This is a genomic window from Streptomyces sp. C1-1 (genome assembly GCF_050214755.1).
In the GTDB taxonomy this organism is placed as follows: domain Bacteria; phylum Actinomycetota; class Actinomycetes; order Streptomycetales; family Streptomycetaceae; genus Streptomyces.
Genome location: NZ_CP189826.1, coordinates 9,487,460 through 9,502,502, shown reverse-complemented (window position 1 = coordinate 9,502,502; position 15,043 = coordinate 9,487,460). Strand labels below are relative to the sequence as shown.

The window sequence follows — 15,043 nt, the reverse complement described above, 5'->3', positions numbered from 1 at the left end:
CGCAGCTGACTTTCCATCAGGAGGACACCATGGGCTGGACCGACGTATCCGACGTGGAACCGGGCGACGTCATCAGCATCCTCGGCATCGACCATGTCTTTTTCGAGGAAGTGATGCGCACAGGAGGAACCGCGTCGTGGAACGACCAGAATCCGGGGAACATCATCAGCTCCGGCGAGGCGGAGCAGTACGGCGCCTACGCCGGAAAGCACAACGACATATTCGCCATCTTCCCGGACGAGGCCACGGGTTTCACGGCCGTCCGCCGATACCTCGAACACCGCGGCGGCAAGACGGTGCTCGACGTGATGCGGGCCTACGCTCCCGCCGGGCACGGCGCGAACGACCCCCAGGCATACGCACAACGCATCGCCGACGCACTGCAGGTCGGCACCGACACCACCCTCGCCGAACTCGACGACGACCAGAGGACCGCCTTCGCCGAGGAGATCCAGCGAGTGGAGGGATGGCGCGGCGGCGAGGAGCACGGTCCGGACGATCTCCCCGATGACCTGGCGCAATGGCTGACCGACCACCCGAGCCGCGAGGAACGCCTGGAAGCCGACCAGCCCTTCGCCAGGACGGGGACCGTCGCGGAGGGCGTTAAGAACATCCAACGGCGGCTGAACGAACTCGGCTGGAGTCCGCCGCTGGACGTCGACGGCAAGTTCGGCCCCCACACCGCGGCGGCGGCCAGGTGGTTCCAGACGGACAACGGCCTCACGGCGGACGGCATCGTGGGCAACCAGACATGGCGACGGCTCATGGACTCACAGGGCTGACCCCTGAGGCCGGGCTCGTCGCCCGGGCGCTGATCTCCCTCTTCAGGATCTTGCCGCTCGGTCCCATCGGCAGCGTGTCCATGAGGCGCACCACGCGGGGGTACTTGTAGGCCGCGACCCGGTCCTTGACGTACTGGCGCAGCTCCTCGGCCGTGGCCCGGGCCTCCGGGCGCAGGACCACGGCGGCCGCGACCTCCTCGCCGAGCTGCTGGTGCGGTACGCCCACCACGGCGGCGAGGGCGACGGCCGGGTGCTCGTGCAGGACCTCCTCGATCTCGCGCGGGTAGACGTTGTAGCCACCCCGGATGATCATGTCCTTCTTGCGGTCGACGATGTAGAAGTAGCCGTCGTCGTCCCGCCGGGCCAGGTCGCCGGTGCGCAGCCAGCCGTCGGGGATGGCGGCCGCGGTCTCCGCGGGACGGTTCCAGTAGCCCTTCATCACGTTCGGGCCGCGCACGGCCAGCTCACCGATCTCGCCGGCGCCCGCGTCCCGGCCCTTGTCGTCCAGCAGCCGGACCTCGACGTCCTGGATGGGGGTGCCGATGGAGCCGGCCTTGCGGGGACGGTCGAGGTGGTTGAACGTCACCACCGGACTGGTCTCGGACATGCCGAAGCCCTCCAGCACCGCGCAGCCGAAGCGCTTCTCGAAGCCGTGCAGGACCTCGACCGGCAGGGACGCGCCGCCGGAGACGCACATCCGCAGGCTGGTCACGTCCGCGTCGGCCGGATGCTGCAGCAGGGCCGCGTACATCGTCGGCACGCCGCCGAAGACGGTCGCCCGGTCGCCGGCGATGGCATCCAGCACGGTCTGCGGGTCGAAGCGCGGGACGAGCGTGAGCGAGGCACCGCTGCACACGGCCACGCTCATCGTGCAGATCTGGCCGAAGATGTGGAACAGCGGCAGACACCCCACCACCACGTCGTCCGGAGTCATCCGCGTGACGTGCACCTTCATGACCTCGGTGTTGTGCCGCAGCCCGCCGTGGGTCAGCGCGGCACCCTTGGGCTTGCCGGTGGTGCCGGAGGTGTACAGCAGGACGGCCACGTCGTCGTCGGCGGTGCGGGCCACCTCGGTGCACGGCTCGTGCCCGGCCAGCAGCGCGGCGAACGACGCCGGCTCCACCGCCACACGTCGCACTCCGGCCGCGGCGGCCCCCTGTGTGCCCTCGCCGGGCGCCTGGTGCCACTCGAACAGCAGCACGGCGCCGGAATCGGTGAGGTGGTAGGCGGTCTCCCGCTCCTTCAGCAGGGGGTTGAGCGGCACCACGATCGCCCCTGCGCGCAGGGCGCCGTAGTAGAGGACGACGAATTCGGGGACGTTCGGCAGCATCAGGGCGATCCGGTCTCCGGGGCGTACGCCCTCGGCCCGCAGCAGTGCGGCCGCGCGGGCGCTGCCGGCGTCCAGCTCCGCGTAGGAGGTGATGTGGTCCCCCAGCCGCAACGCCGGACGGTCGGGCCGCGCAGCCGCGGTCTCCACCAGGAACTCCGACAAATTGGCCACGCCCGCCTCCATGAACTCACCGTCGAGATCTGTCGTACACGCGAACGCCATGGTGCTCAGACCGCATGTCAGCAGCTATGGACGCCATGACACCATTGCCCGCCTCCATCTGTTCCCGGGAACAAAAAGGTGGCGTTAAGCTGCGATGATGGAACTCTCGGAGGTGATCGCGGCGATCCAGGCCCAGCTTCCCGGGCTGGGCGAGCGGGTCGCGGACCGCATTCGGTCGGACGTCCCCGCCTACCGCAACGAGTCACTCATCCCGTTCGACTCGCTGTGCCGGTCCTGCACCGACAACGCCGATCTGGTGCTCAGGCAGTTGCGCCGTACTGGCGCGCCCGATGCCGAACCCGCCCGGGAGACGGGCCGGATCCGTGCCGAACAGGGCATGCCGCTGGCGGACGTCCTGCACGCGTACCGGATCGGCTTCGAGTTCCTGTGGTCGGAGATCCTCTCCGAGGCGCGCGCCCACTCCGCGGTCCCCGACGCCCAGCTGGTGGACCGCTCGGCGCAGATCTGGCAGCTGTTCGGCCTCTACGCCCAGGCGGTGGCGGCCTCGCACCGGGAGACCACCGCCGAACTGGCCGTGCAGCGCGGCGCCCGCCGTTCGGCGCTGGTGGAGGCGCTGTTCACCGGCGTGATCGGGGACCGCATCACGCTGTGGGACGCGGCCCGAGAACTGGGCCTGCCGGAGCGGGGACCCTACGCCGTCGTCGCGGCGGCGGCCGACTCCCCCGGCGAGGAACCCCTGCCGGGCGTGGAGACCTCGCTGCGTCAGGCTCACCTGCCGTCCGCCTGGCGGCTGCTGCCCGACCAGCAGATCGGCGTCATCGCCCTCACCACACCGGACGCGGAGGTCACCGGTCTGCGCATCCTGCGCCGCGCCGGCGCCCGGGTGGGGGTCAGTCCGGGCTTCACCTCGCTGCGCGAGACGCCCCAGGCCCTGCGCTTCGCCCGGCTGGCACTGGCCGGCCTGCCGGGCGACGGACCGGGGGTGGCCCGCTTCGACGACAATCCCCTCGCCATGCTCGTCGCCGCGGCTCCCGCGGAGGCGGCTCACCTGATGAACAGGGTCCTGAAACCCGTACTGGACCTCCCCGGCCTCGAACGCACACGTCTCATGGAGACACTCGAGAGCTGGTTCGCGGCCGGCGGATCCGCTGCGACGGCGGCACAGCGCCTCTACGTCCACCCCAACACCGTCCGCTACCGCCTGCGCCGCGTCGAGGAACTCACCGGCCGTTCGCTTTCGGACCCCCATACCGTGGCGGACCTCGGCGCGGCACTGCTGGCGGCAGGGCGCAGTACGGACGCCGGCCGTATCGCGTCGGCGGGCTGAGGCGGGCACTGCGTCACGCTGCTGCCCTGGGTGGTGACGTTGCCGTTGTCGAGCCGAACGCCATGGAACATCCCCTGAAAGCCGATTCCTCGGATCTCGCACGGGCGAGGATCCGTGCCACCCACCGGACATGGACCAGGGCCCTGTCCGGTGGGTGGGGAGGAGCACCGGAAGGGCCCTGGCGAATGCGGTGGAAGCGGGCCGCGTCACTCCAGCCGGTCGAGGAACGTGAGCACGGAGGCGTCCTCCTCGATCAGTGGGGCGAGGGCGGCGTTGAACGGGGCGCCGTAGGGAGCCTTCAGGTGCGCCTGGAAGGCGTCCTCGTCCCGGTACACCTCGAAGATCCAGAAGGCGCGCGGGTCGCCGGCTCTGGTGTAGCTGTCGAAGGCGAGGTTGCCTGCCTCCGCGCGCACCTTCTCGGCGTAGTCCCGCAGCAGGAGGGCGACGTCGGCCTCCGCCCCCTCACGGGCGGTGAACTCGGCGTACAGGGTCTTCTTCACGAGGTCGTGCTCCTCTGCCTCAGCCGGCTTCCGGAACGAGCTTCTTCGCGCCGGTCATGATGGCCACCGCGTCCTCCATCGAGTGCGACTGCGGAGTGATGACCCCCGCGCACCCGCCGAGGCGCTGGATGTGGATGCGGTCGGCGACGTCGAAGACGTTGGGCATGTTGTGGCTGATCAGGATGACGCCGAGGCCCTGGTCGCGCAGGTCGCGGACGAGCTTGAGCACCTGGCCCGTCTCGCGCACGCCGAGGGCCGCGGTGGGTTCGTCGAGGATGACGACCCGGCCGCCGAAGGCACCCGCCCGGGCGACCGCCACGGACTGGCGCTGGCCTCCGGAGAGGGTCTCGACGGCCTGGTTGATGTTCTGCAGGGTGCTGATGCCCAGCCGTTTGATGTGGTCGGCCGCCTGCTTCTTCATCTCGCCGGTGTCGAGCATGCGGAACACCGAACCGAGGACACCCTTGCGGCGGATCTCGCGGGCGAGGAACAGGTTGCTCGCGATGTCCAGCGCCGGGGCGACCGCCAGGGTCTGGTACACGGTCTCGATGCCGGCCTCGCGGGCGTCCTGGGGCCGCTTGAACGCGACCTCCTTGCCGTCGACGAGGATGCTGCCCCGGTCCGGGACGAGCGCTCCGGACAGGCACTTGATCAGGGTCGACTTGCCGGCGCCGTTGTCGCCGATGACGGCGAGGACCTCGCCGGGGTAGAGGGTCAGGTCGACGTCGTTGAGGCCGACGACCCTGCCGAAGACCTTGACCAGGCCCTTGGCCTCGAGCACGGGGGCGGTGGTGGTCGTCACGACTTCACACTCCGGATCCACTGGTCGACGGAGACGGCCGCGATCACCAGGACGCCGACTGCGAGGACTTGGTAGTTGGGGTCGATGCCGGCCAGCGCGAGGCCGTTGACGAAGACCTGGACGATGAGCGCGCCGATCAGCGAGCCGACCACCACTCCGCGTCCGCCGAACAGGCTGGTGCCGCCGATGACGACGGCGGTGATGGACTGCAGGTTGGCGTTGAGACCGCTGTTGGGGTCACCGCCGCCGACCCGGCCGACGAGGATCCAGGCACCGACGGCGATGGCGAACCCGCCGACCACGTAGGCGCTCAGCAGGACCCGGTTGACGGAGATGCCGGCCAGGCGGGCGGCCTCGAGGTCGTCGCCGACGGCGTACAGGTGCCGGCCCCAGGCGGTGTAGCGCAGGGCGTAGCCGATCACCACGTACAGGGCGATCATGAGCAGGACGCCGTAGGTCAGGTTCAGCTGTCCTATGGAGATGGTCTCGCCGCTCCACATCAGGATGTTGCCCGGTTGCAGGGAGACGGTCTGGCCCTTGGCGTAGATGAGCGTGATGGCGGTGAAGACGCTCAGGGTGCCGAGGGTGACGATGAACGGCGGCAGCTTGATCTTGGTGACCAGCAGTCCGTTGACGGCCTGGGCGGCGACGGCGACGGCCGCGCCGGCGAGCAGGGCCACCACGCCCGGAAGGTGGTTGTCGGCGACGAGCTTCGACATCAGCAGCGAGGCGAGCACCATGACCGCGCCGATGGACAGGTCGATGCCGGCGGTCAGGATGATGACGGTCTGGCCGACGGCGAGCGAACCGATGACGGCCACCTGCTGGGCGACGAGCGACAGGTTCTGCAGCGCGTAGAAGCGCTCGTTGACCAGGGAGAAGACGATCGCGGCGAGTACCAGCACGATCGCCGGGCTGAGGGCGGGCTGCCGGTGCAGCACCGAGTGGATGCGCTGGGCCGGGGTGGCGGGCCGGTTGAGGAACTCCTCCGCCGGTGCCGGTGTGGCTTGACTGTCCACGTGGGTGGTCACAGGGGGTCCTTCCGGAATTCTTTCCGCGTGCGGGCCTTCGTACGAACTCATGGGCACGTGTGGCGCGGGCGCGCCGCCGGGGTCGGGGACCGGCGGCGCGCCCGGCACGGCAGGGGTCAGCTGCCCCAGCAGGCGGACGCGGCCTGCGACGGGGACTGGACCTTGAGGCCGCCGACGGACTTGGCCGCGGCCAGCGCGGTGCCGGTGTCGAAGAACGTCTTGCCGTTGGTGACGCTGGGCTTGCTGCCGCCGCGGGCCAGCTTCGCGATGGAGCTGACGCCGAGGGCGGCCATCTTGCCCGGGTACTGCACGGCGTCCGCGGCGAACACGCCGCTGGTGACGTTCTTCAGGCCGGAGCAGCTGCCGTCGATCGCGTAGATCGCGACGTTCTTCTGCTTGCCCGCGGCCTTCAGGGCGTTGTACGCGCCTTCGCCCGCGGGCTCGTTGATCGCGTAGACGACGTTGATGTCCGGGTTGGAGGAGAGGCAGTTCTCCATGGCGGTGCGTCCGCCGTCGATGGCGCCCTGGGTGGGCTGGTGGCAGGCGATCTTGTACGTGCCGCCCTTGCCGCCGGTGTACTTGCCGGACTTGGCCTCCTTGCCGTTCTCCGTCTTGCTGCCCGGGTCGATGCCCATGCCCTCCAGGAAGCCGTGGTCGCGCTGGATGTCGACGGAGACGACCTGGTTGTTGAACAGGTCGAGCATCGCGATGACCGCGGGCTTGCCGTTCAGGGCCGCCGCCGCGTACTGGCCGTCGAGCTTGCCGGCCTGCTCGTTGTCGGTGGCGTAGGTGATGTCCGCGACGCTCGGCGGATTGGGCGCGGTGTCCAGGGCTATCACGAACAGGCCGGCCTGCTTGGCGCGCTTCAGCGCGGCGTTGACGGCGTCGCCGTTGGTGGTGATCAGGATGCCCTTGTCACCGCGCGAGATGGCGTTGTCGATGGCGGTGATCTGCGTCTGGGTGTCGCCGTCGGAGTTGCCGGCCGCCACCGTGAGGCTCACGTTGTCCTTGGCGGCCTGGGTCTTGGCGTCCTTCTCCATGCTCACGAAGTACGGGTTGGTGAGCGTCTTCAGAATCAGCGAGACACCCACCTTCCCGCCGCCGCCCGAACCGGACGAGGAGGAGCCGGAGTCGGAGGAACCGCAGGCCGCGAGGGTGGCACCGAGGCACACAGTGACCCCGATCGCTGCCGCCCGGGTGCGCCGACTGCGGCGGCTCGACGCCTGGCTGGAGGAGATGTTCATGGCTTGATCCCTTTCGGAGCCGTCCCGTGGTCCACGCTGAGACAACGTTGACTGACCGGGATACTGGGCCCGTATGGACGAGTACGTCAAGGCACTGGTAGACATGCGTCCGCAACGAGTGGGTAACGCGCAACCGGTTGGAGACAACGATGACTCAGGGCGAGCCGCCGCCACGGGCACCCCGCAGCCGCCCCACCATGCGTGAGGTGGCGGCACTGGCCGGCGTGGCCATCAAGACGGTCTCGCGTGTGGTCAACGGGGTCCCCACCGTCGATCCGGCCATCGCTGCCCGGGTGCGCGAAGCGGCCGACAAGCTGGGCTACCGGCCCAACCTGACCGCCAGCAGCCTGCGCCGCGGGGACGGGCGTACCGCCACGGTCGGGATGCTCGTCGAGGACGCCGCGAACCCCTTCTCGGCCGCGCTGACCCGTACCGTCGAGAACGTGGCCCGCGGGCGGGGAAGCCTGGTGCTGGTGGGCAGCCTGGACGAGGATCCGGCCCGGGAACGGGAGCTGGCCCAGGCTCTCATCGACCGCCGCGTCGACGGCCTCGTCATCGTCCCGGCCGGCCGTGACCACAGTTACCTGATCAGCGAACAGCGCTCGGGCACCTGCGTGGTCTTCGTCGACCGCGAGCCCAGCCTGCTCGACGCGGACGCCGTCGTCTCCGACAACCGGCAGGGTGCCGTCACCGCGATCGAGCACCTGCTGAAGTCCGGCCACCGCCGCATCGCCTACCTGGGCGACGAGGTGACCATCTCGACCGCCGCCCAGCGCTTCGACGGCTACCGGCACGCGCTGCAACTGGCGCACATCGAGTACGACGCCGAGATCGTCCGGCACGTCGGCTCCAGCGAGAGTGCCGCCATCACCGCCGCCCAGGAACTGCTGGCGCTCCCCGACCCGCCCACGGCGCTGTTCACCAGCCAGAACTTCGTCACCATAGGCGCCGTCCGCGCACTGCGCGCCCTGGGCCTGCAGGACACCGTCGCCCACGTCGGCTTCGACGACTTCCCGCTGGCCGACATCCTCAGTCCGGGCATCTCCGTCATCGCCCAGGACATCGAGCAACTGGGCAGGACGGCCGCGGAGATGCTCTTCCGCCGACTCGACGGCGACGAGTCACCCACCAGCACCGTCACCGTGCCGACGCGTCTGATCGAGCGGGGCTCGGGCGAGATCGCAGTGGGAGCAGCCCTTGGCTGACATGACGCGCGCGGCGTGAAAGCCACCCGGCATACGGGGGGACCGTGTGCTTCCCCCTCCGCTCACTTCCTGCTCGTCGTGCGCCGCGCGTCGGCGCGTGCGTCGAGGCGGGTGACCTGGGCGACGGCGGTTTCGGCCTTGCGCCGCGCATCCCGCAGACGCCGGTCCGCGTCGGCGGCCTGGTCGCGGGCGTTGCCTGCGGTCGTCTCGGCCTGGCGCCGCTGCTCTTCGAGGTTCGCGAGTTCCTCGCTCAGTTCGCTGATGCGCTGCTCGACCGTCCGCACCGCGGCCTGCGCGTCGTCGGCCTGCCGGTCGGCGGCGGCGGCCTCCTCCCGCCGGGCGTCGAGGACGCGCTCGGCCTCCTCCGCGTCCCGCCGGGCTTGCTCGAGCCGTCGGCGTCGCTCTTCGTCGGCCTTCTGCCGGCGTTTTTCGGAGGGCCGGGCCTCCTTGCGCGCGGGAGCAGCCCGGGCGGGCCGGGCGGTCCGTGGACGGGCGACGTCCGCCGCGGCCGGGAAGCCGACGGTCTGGTCGAAGGCCTTGACCAGGTGTCCGGCAGCCCACTCCCGCGCGGCATCGGGGTCGGCGAGCACGGCGTGGAGGATGCCTTCGACCTCCCGTTGGACGTCCTCGCCGACCGGGTGTCCGGCCTGGGCCGTCAGTTGGCGGGCCTGCCGCGACAGCGCGTTGATCACAAGGTGCTGCTGCCTGCTGAGCTCGCGCAGCTGCGCCCCGTCCAGGTCGCGGTGAGCCTGTCGCAGGCCTTCGCCGACGCGCAGCAGCGGTTCGATGTCCTCGGGCCGCTCACGGACGAGGAGGTTGCTCGCCCAGGCGGCCAGGCTGGGCCGACGCAGCTTGCCGATCTTTCCGGCGAGCGCGCGGTCGCCGGCGCGGCGGGCCTCGGCCGCACGGGCGTCCCGCGCGGCGGTGAAGTCCTGCGGCCGCAACCCGTACAGCTCGTCCGCGACGCTCTCCAGGTCCACCGCTTCCCTCCGTACCGGTCACCACCATGCCGAGTTTCACGACTTCAGAGTCATATGCCGGTATTGCGCTCACCTCCAACGGAACCACGAGGCGCCGCACCCTTCTCGGCTGCCCTGTCCGCACGGCCGCACCTCGGCGGATTCCGGGCGGTACGTTGTCCCGATGACCGAGTCCCCGCCGCCGGGCGGCACCATTGTCGACGCGGGCGAACTGAACGCCCGGTGGGCCGACGCGTGGACGCCGAACCAGGTCGCGGAGCGGTTGGCCGGGGTCGGCACGCCCTGGTGCGTCGTGGCTGGTTGGGCGCTGGACCTGTTCCGAGGTGAGCGGTCGAGGCCCCACGGCGATCTGGAGATCGCGGTGCCCGCGGCAGGGTTCGCCGAGGTCCGCGACCGTTTCTCCGAGTACGCGTTCGACGCGGTGGGCCGGGGACGGATCTGGGCGGAGGCGGGAGCCGAGGCGCTCGCCGCCACCCACCAGACCTGGCTGCGGGACCGGGCGAGCGGTCGGTTCCTCTTCGACGTCTTCCGCGAGCCGCACGAGGGCGACACGTGGATCTGCCGCCGCGACGAGAGCCTGAGACTGCCCTACGACGTCATCATCGAGCGGACCGCAGAAGGCATCCCCTACCTGGTGCCCGAGCTGGTGCTGCTGTTCAAGGCCAAGGACACACGGCCCAAGGATCACGCGGACTTCGACGGGGTTCTGCCACTGCTGAGCCAGGCGCGTCGCGACGCGCTGAGCAAGTGGCTGTCGCGCATGCGTCCCGGACATCCTTGGCCGGCGGCACTGAAACGGTAGTGCCCCGGCTCAGGCCACGGGTTTCGTCTCGTCGTCGAGGCAGATGCCCAGCTCGTCGGCCGGCGTGGTGAGCGCCGCGCCCAGCGGAAGGTCGACTCGTGCGACGGCGTGCCGGTCGCCGCGGGTCGCGTCCCGGTTGATGATCAGCACCCGCTTCCCGGACTGCGCGGCCACGGACGAATCGCAGTCCGGACATCACCGTGAGCGAGGAGCCCAGGACGAGCACGGAGTCCGCCGCGCGGACCAGCTCGCGGCAGTGTTCGACCCGTCGTGGCGACACGGCCTCGCCGAAGAACACGACGTCGGGTTTGACGATGCCGCCGCAGTGGGCGCAGGGGACCACTCGGTGAAGGAAGCCGAAAGCGACCGGGGCGGCGATGAGGATGAGGAGCAGAGCGAACATGGCGGGCCTCCCCGGGAGTTGGGCACGGCACCGATACCGGGGACTGAGGCCTCACACCACAGAGTGTGCGACGTCAGGGCGTCTGCCCGGCGTGGATGGCTGCTTGACACCTGTCGGGGAACGACTACGAGGGGTAGCGTGCGACATGCCGCCCCTGCCCCCGGCAGCGTCGATCACCTCTCGCGCTCCTTCCGGGGGCGCACCCCGCGCATCGGTGCCGGGACCCGCCGCGTCACGAGCGAGTCCGTTCCCCGCACATTTCTGCGTCACGCGATCCCGGCGCGCCCGATGTGCCTCAAGCGGGCAACGATCTGCTGCCCGCTGCGTCGCACGCATCCCAAACCAGGCGGCACGCATGTACGCGCTGATCGTTCCGGCTTCAACCCCCTTTGTCCTGCTCGCCGTCGTGATGGCCCTGTCCTGGTGGGAGGACCACATCCTGCCGACGTCGCCGACCGAGCCGGCCGAACCACCCGCCGAGGCTCCGTTCACCCCGGCGGCCCCTGCCCAGGTCCCACAACTCCTCAGTGTCGACACCGCATTGACAAGGGAGGATGCCGGGCGTTGATTGGCAACACGGCGTAGGGCCATGCCACTCCGGATCATTCGGCGCGCAGCATTCCACCTTCCCGCTTCGCCTGGACCCCGCGAATGTCAGAAAATCCCCGCGATCTGGAGGCCACCTGTGGTGGGTCGCCGCCGCCCTGCTGATCGTCTGGATCGTCGGCTTCGCCATGCGGGGGCGCAGTGGTGGCCGCCGCCGGTACAGCCGCAGGTAGTCCGCTCCGCAGCTCGATCCTGCCCACGGGAACACAAGCGGCCTGTACGGCGATCACACGCGGGAACCCGCTCACCAGACGGGCAGGAGGCGGCCATGCGCGTCGGACGGACCATCAGGCACAAGGCACAGGCGTTGAAGGGCCACGTCACCGACCGCATCGGCCGAGCCAACCGCAACAGGCGACTGCAGCGGCACGGCAGGACCGACCAGGTCTCCGGAAACCTGAAGCAGTCCGGCGACAAAGGCCGGTGGCGAGGACATCGTGACGTCGTCCACCACACAAGGTTGTGGCCGGGGTGCGAAGTCCGCGGCCCGTTCCACGCTGGTGGTCGGTTTCGCGGCCATGGCGCTTTGACGGGGAGCCCGCGCAGTGCTCACCACGGTGCCCCGGCGGAAGGCGGTTTCGCGACTCCTCGACGGCGGGCGGGCGGTCTTCCACGCTGCCGTTTGCTGGGCCACAGCGGTGTATGCGGCCGGTGGCGGCCAGGGCTCCAGCGGCAACGAGCAGTCGCAGGACTGGACGGCAGCGGCGCTCAAACTGTCGTACGGCCACGTATAGGTGGGAGCCGCGGGCTGTCTCTTGATCGGTATCGGCGCGATACTCGCCGTCCGGGCGGCCATGCGGCGCTTCCTGCGGCAGCTGGACACCGCCGCCATGAGCCGTCGTACGAAGCAGGCCATCACTGCTCTGGGCGTGGGTGGAGGCGTGGCGCGTGGCGTGGTGTTCGCCGCGCCCGGGGTCTTCGTCCTGGTGGCAGCCGTCCGCTTCGATCCGGACGAGCCCAAGGGCGCGGACGCGACGCTCCGGAGCTTCGCGCAGACACCGGCGGGACCGTGGCTCCTGGTCGCCGTCGCGATCAGGCTGATCCACTGCGGTGTCCTCGCCTCGGCTCGCTGGCGCCGGGCTGTGAACGCTGCCCCGAACCACTGCCAGAGCCGCTTCGGCAGCGTCTGCGGAGGCGACAGCCGCGCCAGGGTGGTCAGGCCACCAGCCCGGGGAGGGGTTCGGAGTCGTCGATGAAGGCGCGGGCCACATCGGACAGTCGCCGGTTGTGGGCGCGGGCGTAGCCGCGCAGGGTGGTGAACGCCCGTTCCATGTCGACGCCCTGGCGTTCGGCGAGTTTGCCCTTGGCCTGTTCGATCAGTACGCGGCTGTTCAGCGCGGTCTGCAGCTGTTCGTTGAGCACGGTGCTGCGCTGGGCGGACCGTTGCTGTAGGAGGCTGATGGTGGCGACGTCGGCCAGGGCCTGGGCGATGAGTGTGGCGGGCGGGTCGAAGGGGCCGGGGGCGGCGCGGAAGAGGTTCAGGGCGCCGACGGTCTCGTCCCGCAGACGCATGGGCAGGGCCTGGACGGCGCCGAACCCGCTGCGGTGGGCCGCCGTGACGAAGCGCGGCCAGCGGTCGACCTCCCGGGTCAGGTCGGGGACGATCACCGGTGCGCCGGTGCTGAAGCACTCCAGGCAGGGGCCCTCGTCGTTCTGGAGCTGGAAGAGCTCCAGCAGGCGCACCTGTTCGTCGGAGGCGGCCATCACGCGCAGTTTGCCGTCCCGGTCGGCGAGCAGCACCCCGGCGGCGCTCGCATCGAGCATGCCGACGCAGCGGTCGGTGAGCAGGCGCAGGAAATCGATGAGGTCGAAGTCGGCGACCAGGTTGTCCGCCAGCTCGACGAAGGTCTTGGCCAGGAGCTGCTGATTCATCGTGACACCCTCGATTGAGACTAGTCCCGCCGGGAGCGGGAGGGAAGCGCGCACGTGCGTCGGCCCGAGCCGATGGGTCAGTTGCCGTGGTCGGTCCGTTTCGGTTCCGTGTCCGGGGAGAAGCGGAGCCGGTGGGCCACCACGTCGGCGGCCACGTCGGCGAGCCGGCGCCCTTGCGTATAGGCGTAGGCGCGGAGCCGGACGAAGGCTTCGTCGATGCCGACGCCGAGCTGGACGGTGAGGATGCCGGTGGCCTGGTCGATCTCTGCCCGGTATCCGCCCAGGTCCTCGATGCCGTGGTCCGGTGACGGTGCGCCGGCCTGCGCGCCCGTCTCCTCGATCCGCGCGTCGAGCAGGAGCAGCGTCGCGAGATCGGCGAACGCCAGCGCGTCGGCCAGCTCCTCCGCGTCCAGCACGGTCGGCACGTCGGCGTACAGGTCGAGGACTCCCGGGCTGATCGCCCCGATCTGCAGGGGGAGTGCGAAGACGGCGCGTGCCCCGGCATCCAAGGCCGCGTCGGCGAACACGGGCCAGCGGTCCTGCAGCCCGCCGGTCAGCAGATCGGGGGCCAGGACGGCCGAGCCGTGGGTGAAGGCGTCCACGCAGGGTCCCTCGCCCAGGGTGAGCTGAAGCTCCTCCAACTGCTCGCTGATGTCGTCGGTGCTGCACAGCGGATGGCTTGCGGTGGTCTTGGACATCGCCGATACCCCGGCTCCGCCGACCGGCAATGCGGCCACGGCGGCGGTGCACACGTCCACCACACCGACCGGGGCGCCGCGTCGGGCCGCCTGCTCGGCGACGAGCACCTGGATGCGGGCCGAGCGGCTGTCGGCCCTCATCCGGGCCACCGCGCCCAGGCATCGTGGGCCAGGCCCTCCAGCCGCGCCGTGGTTCGTTCACGGCTCACGCGGCGCAACCGCACCGCGTCCACGGTGGACGACTCGCCTGCATGCGGCTCGTGCGGCTGCCCCTGCCTGGGCCGGGCCTTCACCGCACTTCGCCGGAGAGGACGGCCACCAGCGGGACACTCCGGTCCGCCAGGGCTGGAGCAACCGGGTCGGGGATGTCCCCGAGAGGGGGTGGCAGATGGCCGAGCGGAAGGCCGAGAAGCAGGACCCCGCAGCCGGTGAGGTCGAGGATTCGCCCCAGTGACTGTGGCGGGTTGTGCAGACGTAGGATCCCGCCGGCCTCCTTGGTCCGCTGCGCGGCGTAGAGGAAGGCGTTGAGGCCACTGCAGTCGCAGAAGGTCACAGGGGTGAGGTCGACATCGACGATGCGGATGCTGTCGCTCAGACATCGCGTCAGCGCTGCGCGCACCAGCGGTGCCGATTCCAGGTCGATCTCACCAGCCAGAGTGATCAGCGCCCGTTTCCGTCGGTCATGACGATAGATGGTGAGCCGTGGGAGGGGCATGACGCCTCGGTTCAGAAGACCATCCGGCAGCGACACGGGAACGCCGGGGGTCCGGCTCCTCTTGGCGCGCTGCTGGCAGGGGCATACGTGCGGCGGAGGCGGAACGACGGCCGGTCCGAGGGCCTGCGCAATAGGTCATAGGGCCCGCCCGGTTCTCTAGGGGATGCGTTGGGTGACGGACGAGAGGTCCGCTCCACGCAGCCATCGGTGTCGCGAAACGACAAGCCACCGGGGTCTGGGACGCTTGTTCGTCATGCTAGTCCTGCCCCAGCGCGGCAGACGGCCCGAAGCCGCCCCATCTCAGGATGTGGACAATGCCGAAGGTAACGGCACGCTCACACCCGGTGCCCCGCGCGCTACTTGGACCCATGTCGGAAAGGCCGCTGCTGGTGTCGGAGTCAGGTCCGGATCTTCACAAGGGCTGCGACAGGAGGATGTCGGGGCGGACTCGGCCGTCGTTGCCGGTGCGGCTGTGTCGCCTTCCGCGGATGCCTTTTCGAGGTGAGATCGGGAATCATCTGTCGCGCCTTTGCATGATCAATGTCGATAGCGATTGATGTCAC

At 70.2% G+C, this 15,043-nt stretch carries 17 protein-coding genes and 1 pseudogene; 7 read left to right on the top strand and 11 right to left on the bottom strand.

Annotated elements, in window-relative coordinates; translation table 11 throughout:
- Nucleotides 1-29 precede the first annotated feature (29 nt).
- The gene (locus ACQF4J_RS43320; RefSeq protein ID WP_351577429.1) at nt 30-782 is read left to right on the top strand and encodes a peptidoglycan-binding protein; all 753 of its coding nucleotides are present in this window, start codon (nt 30-32) and stop codon (nt 780-782) included.
- Here the strand turns inward: ACQF4J_RS43320 and ACQF4J_RS43315 are convergent.
- Nucleotides 763-2,283: a long-chain-fatty-acid--CoA ligase gene (locus tag ACQF4J_RS43315; RefSeq protein WP_427168240.1), complete on the bottom strand. Its 1,521-nt coding sequence runs from the start codon at nt 2,281-2,283 to the stop codon at nt 763-765. The genes ACQF4J_RS43320 and ACQF4J_RS43315 overlap by 20 nt on opposite strands.
- 148 nt (nt 2,284-2,431) lie before the next feature.
- Here ACQF4J_RS43315 and ACQF4J_RS43310 point away from each other — a divergent pair, with 148 nt between their 5' ends.
- Complete coding sequence (locus tag ACQF4J_RS43310; protein ID WP_351577518.1) at nt 2,432-3,622, top strand: PucR family transcriptional regulator; 1,191 nt, start codon at nt 2,432-2,434, stop codon at nt 3,620-3,622.
- A gap of 206 nt (nt 3,623-3,828) precedes the next feature.
- Here the strand turns inward: ACQF4J_RS43310 and ACQF4J_RS43305 are convergent, their stop codons facing one another.
- The 4 genes from ACQF4J_RS43305 to ACQF4J_RS43290 all read right to left on the bottom strand — a co-directional run bounded on the left by ACQF4J_RS43305 (nt 3,829) and on the right by ACQF4J_RS43290 (nt 7,199).
- Nucleotides 3,829-4,122 (bottom strand): putative quinol monooxygenase, encoded by a 294-nt coding sequence (locus ACQF4J_RS43305; protein ID WP_351577423.1) that lies wholly within the window; start codon nt 4,120-4,122, stop codon nt 3,829-3,831.
- Between the two features lie 19 nt (nt 4,123-4,141).
- Nucleotides 4,142-4,924: an ATP-binding cassette domain-containing protein gene (locus ACQF4J_RS43300; RefSeq protein WP_142148495.1), complete on the bottom strand. Its 783-nt coding sequence runs from the start codon at nt 4,922-4,924 to the stop codon at nt 4,142-4,144.
- On the bottom strand, nt 4,921-5,955 hold the full coding sequence (locus tag ACQF4J_RS43295; protein WP_351577419.1) for an ABC transporter permease: 1,035 nt from the start codon (nt 5,953-5,955) through the stop codon (nt 4,921-4,923). The genes ACQF4J_RS43300 and ACQF4J_RS43295 overlap by 4 nt, the downstream gene beginning before the upstream one ends.
- 116 nt (nt 5,956-6,071) lie before the next feature.
- Entirely contained in the window at nt 6,072-7,199 is a 1,128-nt protein-coding gene (locus ACQF4J_RS43290; protein WP_351804916.1) for a substrate-binding domain-containing protein, read from the bottom strand.
- A 149-nt stretch (nt 7,200-7,348) separates the two neighbouring features.
- On the opposite strand from ACQF4J_RS43290, the gene ACQF4J_RS43285 reads away from it, so the two are divergent.
- Nucleotides 7,349-8,404, top strand: coding sequence for a LacI family DNA-binding transcriptional regulator (locus ACQF4J_RS43285; RefSeq protein ID WP_351577413.1), 1,056 nt, complete (start codon nt 7,349-7,351; stop codon nt 8,402-8,404).
- Between the two features lie 62 nt (nt 8,405-8,466).
- Here ACQF4J_RS43285 and ACQF4J_RS43280 read toward each other — a convergent pair whose 3' ends face one another.
- The gene (locus ACQF4J_RS43280) at nt 8,467-9,384 is read right to left on the bottom strand and encodes a hypothetical protein (RefSeq protein ID WP_427168239.1); all 918 of its coding nucleotides are present in this window, start codon (nt 9,382-9,384) and stop codon (nt 8,467-8,469) included.
- 163 nt (nt 9,385-9,547) lie between these two features.
- On the opposite strand from ACQF4J_RS43280, the gene ACQF4J_RS43275 reads away from it, so the two are divergent.
- Nucleotides 9,548-10,186, top strand: a complete 639-nt coding sequence (locus ACQF4J_RS43275) for a nucleotidyltransferase domain-containing protein (RefSeq protein WP_427168238.1) — start codon at nt 9,548-9,550, stop codon at nt 10,184-10,186.
- Nucleotides 10,187-10,195: 9 nt separating this feature from the next.
- Here the strand turns inward: ACQF4J_RS43275 and ACQF4J_RS43270 are convergent.
- Nucleotides 10,196-10,532, bottom strand: a pseudogene (locus ACQF4J_RS43270) (Sir2 family NAD-dependent protein deacetylase); the annotation flags it as partial.
- Nucleotides 10,533-10,944: 412 nt separating this feature from the next.
- Between ACQF4J_RS43270 and ACQF4J_RS43265 the strand changes: the two are divergent.
- Complete coding sequence (locus ACQF4J_RS43265) at nt 10,945-11,157, top strand: hypothetical protein (RefSeq protein WP_351577404.1); 213 nt, start codon at nt 10,945-10,947, stop codon at nt 11,155-11,157.
- Between the two features lie 282 nt (nt 11,158-11,439).
- Here the strand turns inward: ACQF4J_RS43265 and ACQF4J_RS43260 are convergent, their stop codons facing one another.
- Nucleotides 11,440-11,646 carry a hypothetical protein gene (locus tag ACQF4J_RS43260; RefSeq protein WP_427168237.1) on the bottom strand — a complete coding sequence of 69 codons (207 nt, stop codon included), beginning with the start codon at nt 11,644-11,646 and terminating at the stop codon, nt 11,440-11,442.
- 94 nt (nt 11,647-11,740) lie between these two features.
- Here ACQF4J_RS43260 and ACQF4J_RS43255 point away from each other — a divergent pair, with 94 nt between their 5' ends.
- Nucleotides 11,741-11,929: a hypothetical protein gene (locus ACQF4J_RS43255; protein WP_351804908.1), complete on the top strand. Its 189-nt coding sequence runs from the start codon at nt 11,741-11,743 to the stop codon at nt 11,927-11,929.
- Nucleotides 11,930-11,950: 21 nt separating this feature from the next.
- Nucleotides 11,951-12,391, top strand: a complete 441-nt coding sequence (locus ACQF4J_RS43250; RefSeq protein WP_427168236.1) for a DUF1206 domain-containing protein — start codon at nt 11,951-11,953, stop codon at nt 12,389-12,391.
- Here ACQF4J_RS43250 and ACQF4J_RS43245 read toward each other — a convergent pair.
- The 3 genes from ACQF4J_RS43245 to ACQF4J_RS43235 all read right to left on the bottom strand — a co-directional run bounded on the left by ACQF4J_RS43245 (nt 12,351) and on the right by ACQF4J_RS43235 (nt 14,516).
- The gene (locus tag ACQF4J_RS43245; RefSeq protein ID WP_351577398.1) at nt 12,351-13,067 is read right to left on the bottom strand and encodes a GAF and ANTAR domain-containing protein; all 717 of its coding nucleotides are present in this window, start codon (nt 13,065-13,067) and stop codon (nt 12,351-12,353) included. The genes ACQF4J_RS43250 and ACQF4J_RS43245 overlap by 41 nt on opposite strands.
- 77 nt (nt 13,068-13,144) lie before the next feature.
- A complete protein-coding gene (locus ACQF4J_RS43240) occupies nt 13,145-13,906 on the bottom strand; it encodes an ANTAR domain-containing protein (protein WP_351577395.1) in 762 nt (253 codons plus the stop codon).
- Between the two features lie 148 nt (nt 13,907-14,054).
- On the bottom strand, nt 14,055-14,516 hold the full coding sequence (locus ACQF4J_RS43235) for an STAS domain-containing protein (protein WP_427168235.1): 462 nt from the start codon (nt 14,514-14,516) through the stop codon (nt 14,055-14,057).
- Nucleotides 14,517-15,043: the final 527 nt, after the last annotated feature.